This is a genomic window from Streptomyces sp. NPDC012835 (genome assembly GCF_042900885.1).
GTDB lineage: Bacteria > Actinomycetota > Actinomycetes > Streptomycetales > Streptomycetaceae > Streptomyces.
In genome coordinates this window covers 257388-272433 of sequence record NZ_JBIBBW010000002.1, presented here as the reverse complement: position 1 = coordinate 272433, position 15046 = coordinate 257388, and the positions used below count along the sequence as shown (strand labels likewise).

Here is a 15046-nt window from a genome sequence, read left to right as displayed (position 1 = left end):
CGCCGGCCCCCGGCGGGGGGGTGTACGGAAAGCGAGGGGTGCGCCCGACCGGGGCGCACCCCTCGCTTCGTACGTCCGGAGCGTCGTCAGTTGTGACCGAAACGCTTCTGCCGGCCCTTCTGCGCCACATCCGACGGCGTTATGTGCGACAGTCGATCTTCCGCGCGGTCCTCCATGGACGAGGACTTCGAATCCTCGTTACCGCGCTCGGACTCCGAACGGGCATGCTGCTTATTGCTACGATCGCGATTCTTGTGCTTGGCCATGGCGATGCCTCCTGCGGGTGATTCTGCGGGGCGGGGACCGTCCTCAGATTCACATAGCCCATTAAAGGCCGCATTTTGGATCATTGCCGTGTGTAGTGGTGCCTCGTCAGGCGTCCGGACGGTAATACGCCACGCCGATGATCGAGTTCCGGACCGCAAGGCACCGGCCTTCGGGCAGACTCGAAGGAAACCCGCAGTAACTCATCCTCACCCGATCCTCCCGATCCCGATCCTCCCGATCCCGAGGTTCCCGAAAGCCCGAGGTTCCCGAAAGAAGGTGGAACACGTGGACCGCTGCGTCGTCCTGGTGGACGCCGGCTATCTGCTGGGCGCCGCCGCGAGTCTCCTCGCCGGAGAACCGGCCCGTTCCCGCATCACGGTCGACCACGCCGCGCTCATCCAGGGCCTGCGGGAGCGGGCCGAGGCCGACACCGAACAGCCGTTGCTCCGCATCTACTGGTTCGACGGCGCTCCCGACCGGGTGCCGCAGCCCGAGCACCGGCGGCTGCGCGTCATGTCCCGGGTCACCGTACGGCTCGGCGCGCTCACCCGCAGCGACGGGCGCTGGGCCCAGAAGGGCGTCGACGCCGCGATGCACGCGGAGCTGACCGAGCTGGCCAGGAACCGGGCCTGCTCGGACGTGGTGCTCGTGACGGGGGACGGCGATCTGCTGCCCGGCCTGATGTCGGCCAAGGAGCACGGCGTCGCCGTCCACCTGTGGGCCGTCCAGGCAGCCGACGGCGACTACAACCAGTCCGAGGACCTCGTCGCCGAGGCCGACGAGCGGCGCGTGCTCGACCGGGTCTGGATCACCAAGGCCGTCCGCGCCAAGGACCTGGGCGGGATCTGCCCGCCGCCGCCCGCCCCGCGCCCCGAGATCGCGGCGATCCTCTCCGCGCCGCTACCCGAGTCGGCGCTCGCCACGGCGGCCGAGGGCGCGGAGCGCGCCGAACGCGCCGAGCGTGCCGAACGCGCCGCACGGGCCGCCGGGGAGGGGCGCGACGGCCGGGCCACGCCGCCCGAGACCGGACGCACCGCCGAGCCCCACCCCGTCTCCGCCGCCGGTACGAAAGGCGTGCCCACCCCGAAGGACCTGGCGGGGCTGCGCGCCCCCGGCGCCGCCCCGCCGGCCGAGGTCAGGTCCGACCGGATTCCGGCCGGCGCGACGCTCCGCTGGTCCTCCGACCGGGGCTGGATCGAGCGCCCCGGCCCCACCGCGGCGGGCGAACCGCCCGAGACGGCGTCCCTCCCCACGCTGGCCCAGCTCACCAGCGCCGAGCAGCGCTGGGCCGACCGCGAGGAGGACATCACGACCGTCGGCGGCGACCCGTTCGAGGTCGGGCAGGTCTTCGCCCGCCGCTGGATGGCACGGCTGCCGGACACCGGCCATGTGCAGAAGCTGTCCGTCATGTACCCGCGCGTCCCGCACCGCATCGACGGCGAACTGCTGCGGTACGCGGCGCGGTTCGGGCTGCTGGCCCACAAGGACGACCAGATCGACGAGCACGACCGGTACGCGATCCGTGCCGGGTTCTGGCGCGAGATCGACGTACGGGCGGCGGAGAACGTCAACGTGGCCCCCGGTTCCTGACCCGGACGCCGCCCCCGGCCGGTGACCGGGTCCCGGCCGGTCCCGGCCGCGCCGCCCGCCCCGCCGCCCGGCGCGACCTCGGGGACCCGTAAGGTCGTTGCTCGTGAGTACGGTGTGTGTGGTGCGCGATCTGGTCAAGACGTACCCCGCCGCGCGCGGTGGCCGAGGGGCCCCCGGGACACCGGCGGTGCGGGCCACCGACGGGATCTCCCTCGAAGTGCGGCGCGGCGAGATCTTCGGTCTGCTCGGCCCCAACGGAGCGGGCAAGACCACCCTCGTACGGCAGCTCACCGGCCTGATGCGCCCCGATTCCGGCGAGGTCGAACTCCTCGGACACGATCTCGTGCGGCACCCCGAGCGCGCCGCCCGGCTCATCGGCTATCTCGGCCAGGAGTCGAGCGCCCTCGACGAACTGACGGTCTCGCTGGCCGCCGAGACCACCGGCAGGCTGCGCGGGCTGACGCTCAGGGCGGCCCGGGCCGAACGGGACGAGGTGCTCGCGGAACTGGGGCTGACCGAGATCGCCGGCCGGCCGCTGAAGAAGCTCTCCGGCGGGCAGCGGCGGCTGGCGTGCTTCGCCGCCACGCTGGTGGGGGAGCGCCCCGTCCTCGTCCTGGACGAGCCCACCACCGGAATGGACCCCGTCGCACGGCGCGCGGTGTGGACGGCCGTGGACCGGCGGCGCGCCGAGCACGGCGCGACCGTGCTGCTGGTCACCCACAACGTCATCGAGGCCGAGACCGTCCTCGACCGGGTCGCCGTCCTGGAACGGGGCCGGGTCATCGCCTGCGACACCCCGGCGGGCCTCAAACAGGAAGTCGCGAACGAGGTACGGGTGGAACTCGTGTGGCGCGAGCACGCCCCGCTCGACGTCCCCGAGGTCGCGGCGCTGCGCCCGTCCGCGCAGCAGTCGGGCCGCCGCTGGGTGCTGCGGCTCGCGCCGGACGAGGCGCGGGCCGCGGTAGCGGCGGTGACCGGCGGGGCGGCGTTCGCGGCGCTGGACGACTTCACGCTGGCGACGCCCAGCCTGGAGGATGTCTATCTGGCGCTGGGCGGCCGGACGCAGGGGCTGGTGAAGGCATGAGCGCGCGGACGGCGGCGGTCCGGCCGGCCCGCGCCCGCGTGACCCCGTCCGGAGCACGCGACGTACCCGAGGTATCCGGCGCGCCGGGCGTACGGGCCAGGCCCGGCGCTTGTGCCGCACCGACCACAGCGAACGTACCGAACAGGAGCAGCGCCAGGTGAGCATCGTGCCTGCGGAGGCCGTGTCCGGGAGTATCCGGACCGCCCGAGACACCACCCAGGGGACGGCGGACGGCGCCCCCGCGCCGCTCGCCCCGCGCGCGCGGCTGCTGCCCTCGCTCGCCGCCGTCTACCGCGCGCAGCTGTCGCGGGCGCGGGTCGCCCGGATCCCACTCCTCTTCGTGGCGACCTTCCAGTCCGTCGGGATCATGATCCTGATGCGCGGGGTCGTCGACGGGGGCGGCGAGGCGCGGGCGGTGGTCGCCGGGTCGAGCGTGCTCGTGGTGGCGTTCGTCGCGCTCAATCTGCTCGCCCAGTACTTCGGTCAGCTGCGCGCGAGCGGCGGCCTCGACCACTACGCGACCCTGCCCGTGCCGCCGGCCGCCGTGGTGCTGGGGGCGGCGGGGGCGTACGCCTCCTTCACCGTGCCCGGCACCCTGGTCACCGCCGTCACCGGCAGCGTGCTGTTCCAGCTGCCGCTGACGCATCTGTGGGTGCTGGTGGCGGTCATCCCGCTCTCCGGCGCGGCCCTCGCCGGTCTCGGTGCCGCCTGCGGTCTGCTGGCGCCCCGCCCGGAGCTGGCCACGCTCCTCGGGCAGCTGGGGATGTCGGCGGCGCTGCTGCTGGGCGTGCTGCCCGCGGAACGGCTGCCGGGGCCGGTGGGGTACGCGCGTGATCTGCTGCCCTCCACCTACGGCGTCGAGGCTTTCGCCCGTACGTTCGACATGCACCCCGACTGGTCCGCGGTCGCCCTCGACCTCGGTGTCTGCGCGGCCGTCGGCGTCTGTTCGCTGGCGGTGGCGACGTGGGCCTACCGGCGGGCGGCGGTCCGATGAGGCGGCCGGCCACCCGGCCTGGCACGATGGCACCGTGACCGCACCGCTGACGCCTCCCCACCAACCGCCGCACGACGACCCCTGGCAGTCGCCGCCGCCCGGGTCGTCCCCCCGCGCCGGGGCCGAAGCGGACACGGAGGGCGACTTCGACGTCAGGGCGGAGCTGCGGCAGGGCGTGACGGTGCTGGTGGCGGTCGTGCTGGCGGGTCTCGCGCTCGGCGCGCTGTGGATGTGGCTGGCGCCCCGCGTCCCGCTGATCTCGGACGACACGGCGGTCTTCCTGAAGGACACGGAGGGTGAGGAGGCCATCGCGGCGGACGGCACGTTCCTGCTGCTGGCCCTCGGCTTCGGGGTGCTCAGCGCGGTGCTGGTCTTCCTCTTCCGGCGGCGCGGCGGGATCGCGATCGTCGCCGGGCTCGCGGTGGGCGGTGTGCTGGGGTCGGTGCTGGCCTGGAAGTTCGGCGCCTGGCTGGGCCCTACGTCGGACGTGGTGGCGCACGCCAGGGCGGTCGGCAAGGGCGTCACCTTCGACGCGCCGCTCGAACTGAACGCGAAAGGTGCCCTGCTGGCCTGGCCGGTCGCCGCGATGGTGGTCCATCTCGCGCTGACCGCCCTGTTCGGACCGCGCGATCCGGAACCGGAGTGGGACTGGGGCCCGGCCCCGCTGTACGGGACACCCCACGCGCCCCAGCCGTCCGAGGCACCCCACGCGCCCGACGCGTCCCCCGCGCCCGAGGCATCCCCGGCACCCCGGGGGCCCGGCGAGGGCGAGCCGCGCGGCTGACTCCCCCGCCGACGCCTCCTACGGAAGGGACGCCCGGCCGATGGGCGCCAGCGTCGCTCCGGTGAGGGACGCCAGGTCCGCCGGGGACAGTTCGACCTCCAGGCCCCGGCGGCCCGCCGAGACACAGACCGTCGCGTGACCGCCGGCCGACGCGTCCACCACCGTACGCAGCCGCTTGCGCTGGCCCAGCGGCGAGATGCCGCCGCGCACATACCCCGTCGTGCGTTCCGCCGCCGCCGGATCGGCCATCGCGGCGCGCCTGCCGCCGACCGCGGCCGCCAGCGCCTTCAGGTCGAGCGAGCCGGCCACCGGGACGACCGCCACGGTGAGTTCGCCGTCGACGTCCGCGACGAGCGTCTTGAAGACCCGCTCGGGCGCCACGCCCAGCGCCCGGGCCGCCTCCTCGCCGTAGGAGGGGGAGGCGGGATCGTGCTCGTACGTGTGCAGGGTGTACGCCGTGCCCGCGGCGGTCAGCGCGACCGTCGCCGGCGTCCCGCCGGTCTGCTGCTTCCTCGTCTTCTTCGCCAAGGCGCTGTCTCTCCGCGTCAGTTGAGGCTGGTCGGCGCGTGGGTCAGATCCACCGCCGGCAGCGACGGAAGATGGCGGATCACCGCCGTCTCGGCACGCAGCAGCTTCAGCTCCGCGCGCAGCCGCTCCGCGGCATCGGGCGCCTCCAGCAGCCGCTGCCGGGTCGGCACGTCGAGCACGGCAGCCGCCGCGACCAGGTAGGAGACCACCGAGGGCTCGTGCGGCAGTTCGTCGCTCCTGGACAGCGAGCGCTCCCGCGCCCCGGCCAGCCGCTTCTGGTAGCTCTGGAACGCCCGCAGCACCCCCTCGGCGAGCGCGCCGGCGTCCTCGCCGTTCTCCTCGGGCAACTCCTCCAGCTCGCCCGTCAGATACGGACCGCTCGCGTCGACCGACAGCAGCCGGGCCCGGGTGGTGCCGGTGGCGACCACCTCGAAGCTGCCGTCGGGACGTTCGCGGATGGTGGCGGTGTCCGCGATGCACACCACCGGGTGGAAGGCGGCGAGGGGATCGGGGCCGAAGCCGGTCGCCGGGCCGCGCTCGGGCGGCGCGTTCCCGTCGGGCATCCCCGGCGCGGTGACCGCGACTTCGTGCCCGTCGCGGATGGCGACCACGGCGAAGCGGCGCGGTTCGGACTCGTCCGTCTTGAGCAGCTCGCGCATGATCGCGCGATAACGCTCCTCATAGACGTTCAGCGGCAGGACGAGGCCCGGGAACAGCACCGCGTTCAGCGGGAAGAGAGGGAGGCGTGCGGTGGTCACAACGGTCAAGCGTAATGGCCGCGGGCCCCTTCCCGGTCGGCCCGGCGCCGCAAAGGCGTCGCCGAGGCCACCTGGATCCGCACGGCGTGCCGCGTTTCGAGGAACCTGGCGAGCGGATCCTCCGTCAGGCAGATCCACGGGAAGGAGGTGGCGTACGGCCCGATCAGCCGGAACTGTTCGAGCGCCGCCGTCCACCGCCCCCGCTCCACCAGCACGAACGCCAGCAGATTGCGCACCTCGGCCGGCCACGGGTCGTTCCGCTCGTACGCCGCCGAGACCTCGATCGCCAGTTCGGCCGCCGCATCGATCCGGTCCGCCTGGAGCGGCGTGGGGTCCCCGCCGAGCAGCTGGATGAACGCCGCCCGCACCGGCAGCGCCCGCACCAGGGAGCCCGGCAGGGCGTCCCGCGCCGCGTCCTCCGCGAAGGCGAAGCACTCGCGGTGCGAGCCGTACCAGTGCGCCGACAGGTATTTGAGGGCCGCGACATGGCAGCCGTAGTGGTGCGAGGAGCGGTGCACGGCCTGTTCCCACAGCGTCTCGAACGCGGAGTGCGGGGCGTGCGAACCCCGCGCGTGATCCAGGGCCACGCGCCAGGGCACCGGGTCGCGCGGGTCGCCCTCCGCCGCCGCGTCGATCAGCGGGCCCGTCTCCCGCAGCCGCTCCGCGCGGACCGGCGACTCCCAGGCGCGGTGCACGGCCAGCTCGGCGCGCACCAGCAGCGCGTCCGGATCGTGCGGCGCGGCCCGCAGCCAGGCGGTCAGCCAGGCGTCCCGGCTCTTGGCGAACGCGGCCAGCCGGGTGACGTACCGGTCGCGGTTCTCCCATTCGGCCGACTCCCGCGTGGCCGCGAGCACCTCGGCCGCCCGGTCGTATTCGCCGAGCGCGGCGGAGACCAGCGCGGGCGCCAGCCGGTCGTCGGGCGCGTCGAGCAGCACCTCATGGTCGGGCGGCAGCCCGGCGGCGAGGTGCGAGGTGTGCCGGACCATGCGGGCGGTGCTGATCAGGGCACGGAGAAAAGACATGGTGCGGACCATTGAAAGCGGGCCCGGACGAGGGCGCCAGGGGGCCCGCGTGAAGCTTTCGTATCGAAAGGGCACGGAAAGGGAGGGGATCGCGGCCCGCCCTCCGCACGGGTGACCCGGGGCGGCGGCCGGGGGCGTGGGGCGGCTACGGGCACCCGGCGGCCGGGGCAGCCGGCGGGGAGCGGCCCCACCGGGCGCCCGCCCGGCTCACCCCCGGCGCAGCACCCGGGTCGCACCCGCCGCGACCGTCGTCGCCAGGATCCAGCCCACGACGGTGAGGGCCGCCGCCATCCACTGCCAGCCGCCCGACACCAGCCAGAAGCCGTCCTGCCCGAAGTCGATGACCGGGATCAGCAGATCGAGCGCGTAGAGTCCCGGGTTCCACGCCGGGTGCTCCTCCCCGCGCATGGCCGGCGGGGCGTTGCGCGCGAAGGCCAGGGTGCTCGCGCCCCACAGCACGGCCATCCACAGCGCCGCCCGCCCCGGACGGTAGCCGTACGCCACCGTCCAGTCCTGGATGTAGCCCCAGAACTTCCCGGCCAGGGGGAGCGTCTCGCGGCGGCGGCGCTGCTTGGCGAGGAGCACCTCGCGGGCGTCCGCGTCCTCGCCGCTGTGCCGCAGGACCTGCGCCAGCCGTTCGTACGGCTCGGGGGAGTACTCCGGCGTCGCCGCCGACAGCCACTCCAGCCGGCGGATGAGCGGGAAGTGGCCGAACGGGACGAGGTTCTCGTACGTGAAGCCGCCCATGCCCAGACCGCCGGGGCCCGGCCAGCTCGTCGACATGTCGATCAGGGTGACGATCCGCGCGCCGCTCAGCACGACGCGGCCCTCCTCGATGTGCTCGCAGGTGAACCGCAGCTCGGGGGTGGCGATCCGGCGCAGTGACAGCTCCTCGGCCGAGGTCATGAAGAACCGCGCCTGGTCGACGTCGACCGCGTCCCCGAACCGGCCGTCGTCCAGCCGCACCCCGCCCCGGCACTCGAAGCGCTGGAGCCGGGCGCCGAGCAGGGCCGCGGAGCCGGCGCTGACGCCGTGCGGGGGCGTGATGTCCGAGCCGCCGGTGTCGTCGTCCACCCACGCGCCGGTCATGTGCAGTGTGCGCTCGACCGTCAGCTGCGGGGCGTTGAGGGCGCGCCGCTCCTCCGCCGCGCGCAGCCGGCTGCCGCGCAGGCTCAGCGACACACCGATCTTCGCGCCCCGCAGACTCACCTCGCCGTAGGTCTCGATCTGGTCGGCCTGGAGATCCTGCGCGACGACCAGGCCGTCGGCCGCGATGGCCCGGCCGAGCCGGTCGGGCCGTACGTTGATCTCGCTGATCAGCAGATCCGTGCCGATCTGGGCGTCGGTCAGCCGGATACCCCGCTCGACCCGGCAGCGGGGCAGATGGAGATCACCCTCGGTGTGCAGCCGGGCCGCCTCCAGCCGGGGGATCGCGCAGCTCACCATGCGCAGGGTGGTGAAGTGCGACTCGGGCAGCACCACCTCGTTCTCGAAGCGGCAGTGTGTCAGCTCCACATAGGGCGCGATCGTGCCGCCCGCGAGGTTGAGCGTCCCGGTGATCTGCAGGCCGCACAGTTTGAGTGCCGCCACTCTGCCGGGCAGTGCCGTAGGGCCGCTGAGCAGCAGCAGGGCGACCACACGGGCGCGCACGCTGCGCTCCGTGCCCCAGGGGCGCGGCGCGAAGGGATCGTCGAGCAGGGGGTCCGATGTGCTCAGGTCGTACGTACTGCCGTTGCGGAACGACTGCCACATGCCGAGTTCCGCCGCGCTGAGCCAGTCGGGAGATTCGTCGTACTGCGGCTCGGTCACGGCCGCGCCTCCGCTTCCCCGTGTGCGTACAGGTGGTCCGAACAACTGATGACAGCCGGTCCGTACAACTGCGGGCAGTTGCTCCGTACCCTCGTTGTTCCCTCTCCGTGGCGTGCTGAACACACCGAGTGACATGGATGGTGTGCGGCGGTGGTGGCGTCATGTATCAGCCAGTGATACGGCCGTCCGACGGCCCGGTCCGGTCTGCGAGAATTGACCCCGTGATCTCACGAATCGATCTGCGCGGCGAACCCCTCCCCGAGGGCGGAGCCCTGCGTGACCTGCTGCCCCGAGCCGATTTCGATGTGGAAGCCGCCCTGGAGAGGGTCCGGCCGCTCTGTGAGGACGTGCGGCATCGGGGCACGGCGGCGCTGATCGAGGCCGCGGCGAAGTTCGACGGTGTGGAACTGGAACGGGTCCGGGTGCCCGCCGCCGCCCTCACGGCCGCCCTGGAGGCGCTGGACCCCGCCGTGCGGGCCGCGCTGGAGGAGTCGATCCGCCGCGCCCGGCTGGTGCACAGCGCCCAGCGCCGCTCCCCGCACACCACCCAGGTGGTGCCGGGCGGCTCGGTCACCGAGAAGTGGGTGCCGGTCGAGCGGGTCGGGCTGTACGCGCCCGGCGGGCGCTCCGTCTACCCGTCCTCCGTGATCATGAATGTGGTGCCGGCGCAGGAGGCGGGCGTCGAGTCGATCGCGCTGGCCTCACCCGCGCAGCGTGAGTTCGGCGGCCTGCCGCACCCCACGATCCTGGCCGCGTGCGCGCTGCTCGGGATCGACGAGGTGTACGCGGCGGGCGGCGCCTCGGCCGTCGCGATGTTCGCGTACGGGACGACGGGCCCCGACGGCTGCGCGCCCGTGAACATGGTCACGGGCCCCGGCAACATCTGGGTCGCCGCCGCCAAGCGGTACTTCACCGGCCGGATCGGCATCGACGCCGAGGCCGGACCCACCGAGATCGCGATCCTCGCCGACGACACCGCCGACCCGGTGCACGTCGCGGCCGACCTGATCAGCCAGGCCGAGCACGACCCGCTCGCCGCCGCCGTCCTCGTCACCGACTCGGCGGAGCTGGCCGACGCGGTCGACAAGGAACTGGAGCCGCAGGTCGCGGCGACCAAACACATCGAGGACCGGGTGGTCCCCGCGCTCACCGGCCGCCAGTCGGCCGTCGTGCTGGTCGACTCCGTCGAGGACGGACTGCGGGTCGTCAACGCGTACGGCGCCGAACACCTGGAGATCCAGACCGCCGACGCCACCGCCGTCGCCGGGCGCGTGCGCAACGCGGGCGCCGTGTTCGTCGGCCCGTACGCCCCCGTCTCCCTCGGCGACTACTGCGCGGGCTCCAACCACGTCCTGCCGACCGGCGGATGCGCCTGCCACTCCTCGGGCCTCTCGGTGCAGTCGTTCCTGCGCGGCATCCACATCGTCGACTACAGCGAGGACGCGCTCGCGGACGTCGCCCACCACGTGGTGACGCTCGCGGAGGCCGAGGACCTGCCCGCGCACGGCGCCGCGGTCAAGGCCAGGTTCGCGTGGAAGGTGCCCGGAAAGTGACGTTCGGTATCGAAGACCTGCCCGTACGGGACGAGCTGCGCGGCACGTCCCCCTACGGCGCGCCCCAGCTGGACGTCCCCGTACAGCTCAACACCAACGAGAACCCCTACCCGCTGCCCGAACCGCTGGTGGACCGGATCACCGAGCGCGTCCGCGAGGCCGCACGGACCCTCAACCGCTACCCGGACCGGGACGCGGTGGAGCTGCGCACCGAGCTGGCCCGCTACCTCAGCCGCACCGGGAACCACCCGCTGACGGCGGCCGACGTCTGGGCCGCCAACGGCTCCAACGAGGTCATCCAGCAGCTCCTCCAGACCTTCGGCGGCCCCGGCCGCACGGCGATCGGCTTCGAGCCCTCCTACTCGATGCACGCCCTCATCGCGCGCGGCACGGGCACCGGCTGGATCTCGGGTCCGCGCCACGCGGACTTCACCATCGACGTGGCGGCCGCGCGGCAGGCGCTCGCCGAGCACCGGCCCGAGGTCGTCTTCATCACCTCGCCCAACAACCCCACCGGCACCGCCGTCGACGCGGACACCGTCCTCGCGCTGTACGAGGCGGCCCAGGCCGCCCGGCCTTCGCTGGTCGTCGTGGACGAGGCGTACGTCGAGTTCAGCCACCGCCCCTCCCTGCTGCCGCTCATCGAGGGCCGCCCCCACCTGGTCGTCTCCCGCACGATGTCCAAGGCGTTCGGGGCCGCCGGGCTGCGTCTCGGCTATCTGGCCGCGCACCCCGCCGTGGTCGACGCGGTCCAGCTGGTGCGGCTGCCGTACCACCTGTCCGCCGTCACCCAGGCCACCGCGCTCGCCGCGCTGGAGCACACCGATACGCTGCTCGGGTACGTCGAGACGCTCAAGGCCGAGCGGGACCGGCTGGTCGTCGAATTGCGCGCCCTCGGTTACGAGGTCACCGACTCGGACGCGAACTTCGTCCAGTTCGGCCGCTTCGAGGACTCCCACACCGCGTGGCAGCGGATTCTCGACCGGGGTGTCCTCGTCCGCGACAACGGCGTACCGGGCCGGCTGCGGGTCACCGCGGGAACCCCGGCCGAGAACGACGCGTTCCTCGACGCGGTACGTGATCTCAAGAAGGAGCAGGGCGCATGAGCCGCATCGGCCGCGTGGAACGCACAACCAAGGAGACGTCCGTCGTCGTCGAGATCGATCTCGACGGCAGCGGAAAGGTCGACGTGTCGACCGGGGTCGGCTTCTACGACCACATGCTCGACCAGCTCGGCCGGCACGGCCTGTTCGACCTCACGGTGAAGACCGAGGGCGATCTGCACATCGACTCGCACCACACCATCGAGGACACGGCCCTGGCGATCGGCGCCGCCTTCAAGCAGGCGCTCGGCGACAAGGTGGGCATCTACCGCTTCGGCAACTGCACCGTGCCGCTGGACGAGTCGCTGGCCCAGGTGACGGTGGACCTGTCCGGGCGCCCGTACCTCGTCCACACCGAGCCCGAGAACATGGCGCCGATGATCGGCGCGTACGACACGACGATGACCCGGCACATCCTGGAGTCCTTCGTCGCCCAGGCCCAGATCGCGCTGCACGTCCACGTCCCGTACGGACGCAACGCGCACCACATCGTGGAGTGCCAGTTCAAGGCGCTCGCCCGCGCGCTGCGGTACGCCTCCGAGCGCGACCCGCGCGCCGTCGGAATCCTCCCCTCCACGAAGGGCGCCCTGTGACCGGGCTGTCGACGATCCTGATCTTCGTCGGACTCTTCCTGGCCGGCGGCGCGTACTCCTTCCACAAGCAGAAGCTGCCCACGGGCGTGATCGTGCTGCTGGGCCTGTGCTCGGCGCTCTGTATCGTCGCCGGAGCGCTCCGTATTCAGGGAATCTGGGGATGAGCACGGTGAACCGGAAGAACGTGGTCGTCTTCGACTACGGATTCGGCAATGTCCGGTCGGCCGAGCGCGCGCTCGCCAGGGCCGGCGCCGAGGTCGAGATCACCCGGGACTTCGACCGGGCCATGAACGCCGACGGGCTGCTCGTCCCCGGCGTCGGCGCCTTCTCCGCCTGCATGACGGGGCTCCGGGCGGCCCGCGGCGAATGGGTCATCGGCCGCAGGCTGGCCGGTGGCCGCCCGGTGATGGGGATCTGCGTCGGAATGCAGATCCTCTTCGAGCGCGGCATCGAGCACGGGGTGGAGAGCGAGGGACTCGACGAGTGGCCGGGAACGGTCGAGCCGCTCAAGGCCCCGGTCGTGCCGCACATGGGCTGGAACACCGTCGAGGCGCCCGCCGACAGCGAGCTGTTCGCCGGACTCGACGCCGACGCCCGGTTCTACTTCGTGCACTCCTACGCGGTGCGGGAGTGGGGCCTGGAGGTCACCAACCCCAAGATCCGCGCCCCCCGGGTCACCTGGGCCACGCACGGCGAGCCGTTCGTCGCCGCCGTGGAGAACGGCGCCCTGTGGGCCACCCAGTTCCACCCCGAGAAGTCCGGCGACGCCGGCGCCCAGCTGCTGACCAACTGGATCGGAACCCTCTGAATGCCCTCTGTGCCGAAGTCCGATGTGCCGACCCTCGAACTCCTCCCCGCCGTAGACGTCCGGGACGGCCGGGCCGTCCGGCTCGTCCACGGCGAGTCGGGTTCCGAGACCTCCTACGGTTCCCCCCTCGAAGCCGCCCTCGCCTGGCAGCGCTCCGGCGCCGAGTGGCTGCATCTCGTCGACCTCGACGCGGCGTTCGGCACCGGTGACAACCGCGCGCTGATCGCCGAGGTCGCCGCCGCGATGGACATCAAGGTCGAACTGTCCGGCGGCATCCGCGACGACGACACGCTCGCCGCCGCCCTCGCCACCGGCTGCACCCGGGTCAACCTCGGTACGGCCGCGCTGGAGACCCCCGAGTGGGTCGCGAAGATCATCGCGAGCCACGGCGACAAGATCGCGGTCGGCCTCGACGTGCGCGGGACGACACTGCGCGGCCGCGGCTGGACCCGCGACGGCGGCGACCTCTACGAGACCCTGGCCCGGCTCGACGCCGAGGGCTGCGCGCGCTACGTCGTCACCGACATCGCCAAGGACGGCACCCTCCAGGGCCCCAACCTGGAGCTGCTGAGGAACGTCTGCGCCGCCACCGACCGGCCGGTGGTCGCCTCCGGCGGGGTCTCCTCGCTGGACGACCTGCGCGCCATCGCCGGCCTGGTGCCGGCGGGTGTCGAGGGCGCGATCGTCGGCAAGGCGCTGTACGCGAAGGCGTTCACGCTGGAAGAGGCCCTGGCGGCGGTGTCCGGATGAGCGAGGAAGCCGTACGGCCGGTACGGAAGATCGCCTCCGGCGGCCCCTGGGAGGAGTCCTTCGGCTACTCCCGCGCGGTGGAACTCCCGAACGGTCTGGTCCTGGTCTCCGGCTGCACATCGGTGATCGACGGCCGGATCGCCGAGGGCGGCCCCTACGAGCAGGCCGTCACCGCGTTCGGTGTCGCCCTGAAGGCGCTGGGCGAACTGGGGCTCGGCGCCGAGCACGTGGTGCGCACGCGCATGTACCTCACCCATGTCCGGGACGCCGACGACGTCGGCCGCGCCCACAAGGAGCTGTTCGACGCGGCCCGCCCGGCCGCCTCGATGGTCGTGGTGGCGGGACTCATCGACCCGAGCCTGGTCGTCGAGGTCGAGGTCGAGGCGTACCGGGCGCCCGGAGGTGGCGCGTGACACTGGCCGTACGGGTCATTCCCTGCCTGGACGTGGACCGGGGCCGGGTGGTCAAGGGCGTCAACTTCGAGAACCTGCGCGACGCGGGCGACCCCGTCGAGATGGCCAGGCTGTACGACGCCGAGGGCGCCGACGAGCTGACGTTCCTCGACATCACCGCCTCCTCCGGCGACCGCGAGACCACGTACGACGTGGTGCGCCGCACCGCCGAGCAGGTCTTCATCCCGCTCACGGTGGGCGGTGGCGTCCGTACCGCCGACGATGTCGACAAGCTGCTGCGGGCCGGTGCGGACAAGGTGGGGGTCAACACCGCCGCGATCGCCAGGCCCGACCTCATCCGGGAGATCGCGGAACGGTTCGGCAGCCAGGTGCTGGTGCTGTCGGTGGACGCCCGGCGGACCCCGGACGGCTCCTTCGAGGTCACCACGCACGGCGGACGCCGGGGGACCGGTGTCGAAGCGGTCGAGTGGGCGCATCGCGCCGCCGAGCTGGGGGCGGGGGAGATCCTGCTCAACTCGATGGACGCGGACGGCACGAAGGACGGCTACGACACCGCCATGATCGAGCTGGTCCGCAAGCACGTCACCGTGCCCGTCATCGCGTCCGGCGGCGCGGGCCGCCTTGAGCACTTCGCGCCGGCCGTCGAGGCCGGGGCCGACGCCGTACTCGCCGCGTCCGTGTTCCACTTCGGCGATCTGCGGATCTCCGAGGTCAAGGACGCCCTGCGGGCGGCGGGACAGCCGGTGCGCTGAACTCCGGTCCGGGAGAACGGCCTTCGGTTCCGGCCGGGTCTTCCGGGCCGGGTTCGGGGTGGTGTTCCGGGCCGGGTTCGGGGCGGTGTTCCGGGCCGGGTTCGGGGCGGTTCGCCAAGGCCGGTGAATTTGCCGATGCCTCCGTATCGTGTGCGCCGCGACAGTGGCGACCGCCCGTCAAACGGCGGTCCCACTCCGGTGCATCCGTACGGCCTCCGGCGTGGCTCCGTCACGACCG

The 15046-nt window shown here is 73.0% G+C and carries 17 protein-coding genes; 12 read left to right on the top strand and 5 right to left on the bottom strand.

Going from position 1 to position 15046, the window contains the following annotated elements:
* Window positions 1–86: 86 nt before the first annotated feature.
* On the bottom strand, window positions 87–266 hold the full coding sequence (locus tag ACFY6S_RS08700) for a hypothetical protein (RefSeq protein WP_388820533.1): 180 nt from the start codon (window positions 264–266) through the stop codon (window positions 87–89).
* A gap of 277 nt (window positions 267–543) precedes the next feature.
* On the opposite strand from ACFY6S_RS08700, the gene ACFY6S_RS08695 reads away from it, so the two are divergent.
* From ACFY6S_RS08695 to ACFY6S_RS08680, 4 genes are all read left to right on the top strand, one after another.
* On the top strand, window positions 544–1857 hold the full coding sequence (locus ACFY6S_RS08695; RefSeq protein WP_388820530.1) for an NYN domain-containing protein: 1314 nt from the start codon (window positions 544–546) through the stop codon (window positions 1855–1857).
* A 112-nt stretch (window positions 1858–1969) separates the two neighbouring features.
* A complete protein-coding gene (locus tag ACFY6S_RS08690; protein ID WP_388821552.1) occupies window positions 1970–2941 on the top strand; it encodes an ABC transporter ATP-binding protein in 972 nt (323 codons plus the stop codon).
* 157 nt (window positions 2942–3098) lie between these two features.
* The gene (locus ACFY6S_RS08685) at window positions 3099–3935 is read left to right on the top strand and encodes an ABC transporter permease (protein WP_388820526.1); all 837 of its coding nucleotides are present in this window, start codon (window positions 3099–3101) and stop codon (window positions 3933–3935) included.
* A 34-nt stretch (window positions 3936–3969) separates the two neighbouring features.
* Window positions 3970–4719 (top strand): ABC transporter permease, encoded by a 750-nt coding sequence (locus ACFY6S_RS08680; protein ID WP_388820523.1) that lies wholly within the window; start codon window positions 3970–3972, stop codon window positions 4717–4719.
* Window positions 4720–4737: 18 nt separating this feature from the next.
* Here the strand turns inward: ACFY6S_RS08680 and ybaK are convergent, their stop codons facing one another.
* The 4 genes from ybaK to ACFY6S_RS08660 all read right to left on the bottom strand — a co-directional run bounded on the left by ybaK (window position 4738) and on the right by ACFY6S_RS08660 (window position 8836).
* Window positions 4738–5247: a Cys-tRNA(Pro) deacylase gene (gene ybaK / locus ACFY6S_RS08675; RefSeq protein WP_388820520.1), complete on the bottom strand. Its 510-nt coding sequence runs from the start codon at window positions 5245–5247 to the stop codon at window positions 4738–4740.
* Window positions 5248–5264: 17 nt separating this feature from the next.
* The gene (locus tag ACFY6S_RS08670; RefSeq protein WP_388820517.1) at window positions 5265–6005 is read right to left on the bottom strand and encodes an LON peptidase substrate-binding domain-containing protein; all 741 of its coding nucleotides are present in this window, start codon (window positions 6003–6005) and stop codon (window positions 5265–5267) included.
* A gap of 5 nt (window positions 6006–6010) precedes the next feature.
* Window positions 6011–7039, bottom strand: a complete 1029-nt coding sequence (locus ACFY6S_RS08665) for a hypothetical protein (RefSeq protein ID WP_388820514.1) — start codon at window positions 7037–7039, stop codon at window positions 6011–6013.
* A 195-nt stretch (window positions 7040–7234) separates the two neighbouring features.
* Entirely contained in the window at window positions 7235–8836 is a 1602-nt protein-coding gene (locus ACFY6S_RS08660; RefSeq protein WP_388820511.1) for an oxidoreductase, read from the bottom strand.
* Between the two features lie 221 nt (window positions 8837–9057).
* On the opposite strand from ACFY6S_RS08660, the gene hisD reads away from it, so the two are divergent.
* From hisD to hisF, 8 genes are read left to right on the top strand one after another with little or no spacing between them, the layout of a single operon-like run.
* The gene (gene hisD, locus ACFY6S_RS08655) at window positions 9058–10389 is read left to right on the top strand and encodes a histidinol dehydrogenase (protein ID WP_388820509.1); all 1332 of its coding nucleotides are present in this window, start codon (window positions 9058–9060) and stop codon (window positions 10387–10389) included.
* The gene (locus ACFY6S_RS08650; RefSeq protein WP_388820505.1) at window positions 10386–11495 is read left to right on the top strand and encodes a histidinol-phosphate transaminase; all 1110 of its coding nucleotides are present in this window, start codon (window positions 10386–10388) and stop codon (window positions 11493–11495) included. Before hisD ends, ACFY6S_RS08650 begins: the two co-directional genes overlap by 4 nt.
* Window positions 11492–12085, top strand: coding sequence for an imidazoleglycerol-phosphate dehydratase HisB (gene hisB, locus ACFY6S_RS08645; RefSeq protein WP_388820502.1), 594 nt, complete (start codon window positions 11492–11494; stop codon window positions 12083–12085). The genes ACFY6S_RS08650 and hisB overlap by 4 nt, the downstream gene beginning before the upstream one ends.
* Complete coding sequence (locus ACFY6S_RS08640; RefSeq protein ID WP_388820499.1) at window positions 12082–12249, top strand: hypothetical protein; 168 nt, start codon at window positions 12082–12084, stop codon at window positions 12247–12249. Before hisB ends, ACFY6S_RS08640 begins: the two co-directional genes overlap by 4 nt.
* Window positions 12246–12893: an imidazole glycerol phosphate synthase subunit HisH gene (gene hisH / locus ACFY6S_RS08635; protein WP_388820496.1), complete on the top strand. Its 648-nt coding sequence runs from the start codon at window positions 12246–12248 to the stop codon at window positions 12891–12893. Before ACFY6S_RS08640 ends, hisH begins: the two co-directional genes overlap by 4 nt.
* A gap of 24 nt (window positions 12894–12917) precedes the next feature.
* On the top strand, window positions 12918–13643 hold the full coding sequence (priA, locus tag ACFY6S_RS08630; RefSeq protein WP_388821549.1) for a bifunctional 1-(5-phosphoribosyl)-5-((5-phosphoribosylamino)methylideneamino)imidazole-4-carboxamide isomerase/phosphoribosylanthranilate isomerase PriA: 726 nt from the start codon (window positions 12918–12920) through the stop codon (window positions 13641–13643).
* A complete protein-coding gene (locus tag ACFY6S_RS08625) occupies window positions 13640–14056 on the top strand; it encodes a RidA family protein (RefSeq protein WP_388820493.1) in 417 nt (138 codons plus the stop codon). The genes priA and ACFY6S_RS08625 overlap by 4 nt, the downstream gene beginning before the upstream one ends.
* Window positions 14053–14808, top strand: coding sequence for an imidazole glycerol phosphate synthase subunit HisF (hisF, locus tag ACFY6S_RS08620; protein WP_388820490.1), 756 nt, complete (start codon window positions 14053–14055; stop codon window positions 14806–14808). Before ACFY6S_RS08625 ends, hisF begins: the two co-directional genes overlap by 4 nt.
* Window positions 14809–15046: the final 238 nt, after the last annotated feature.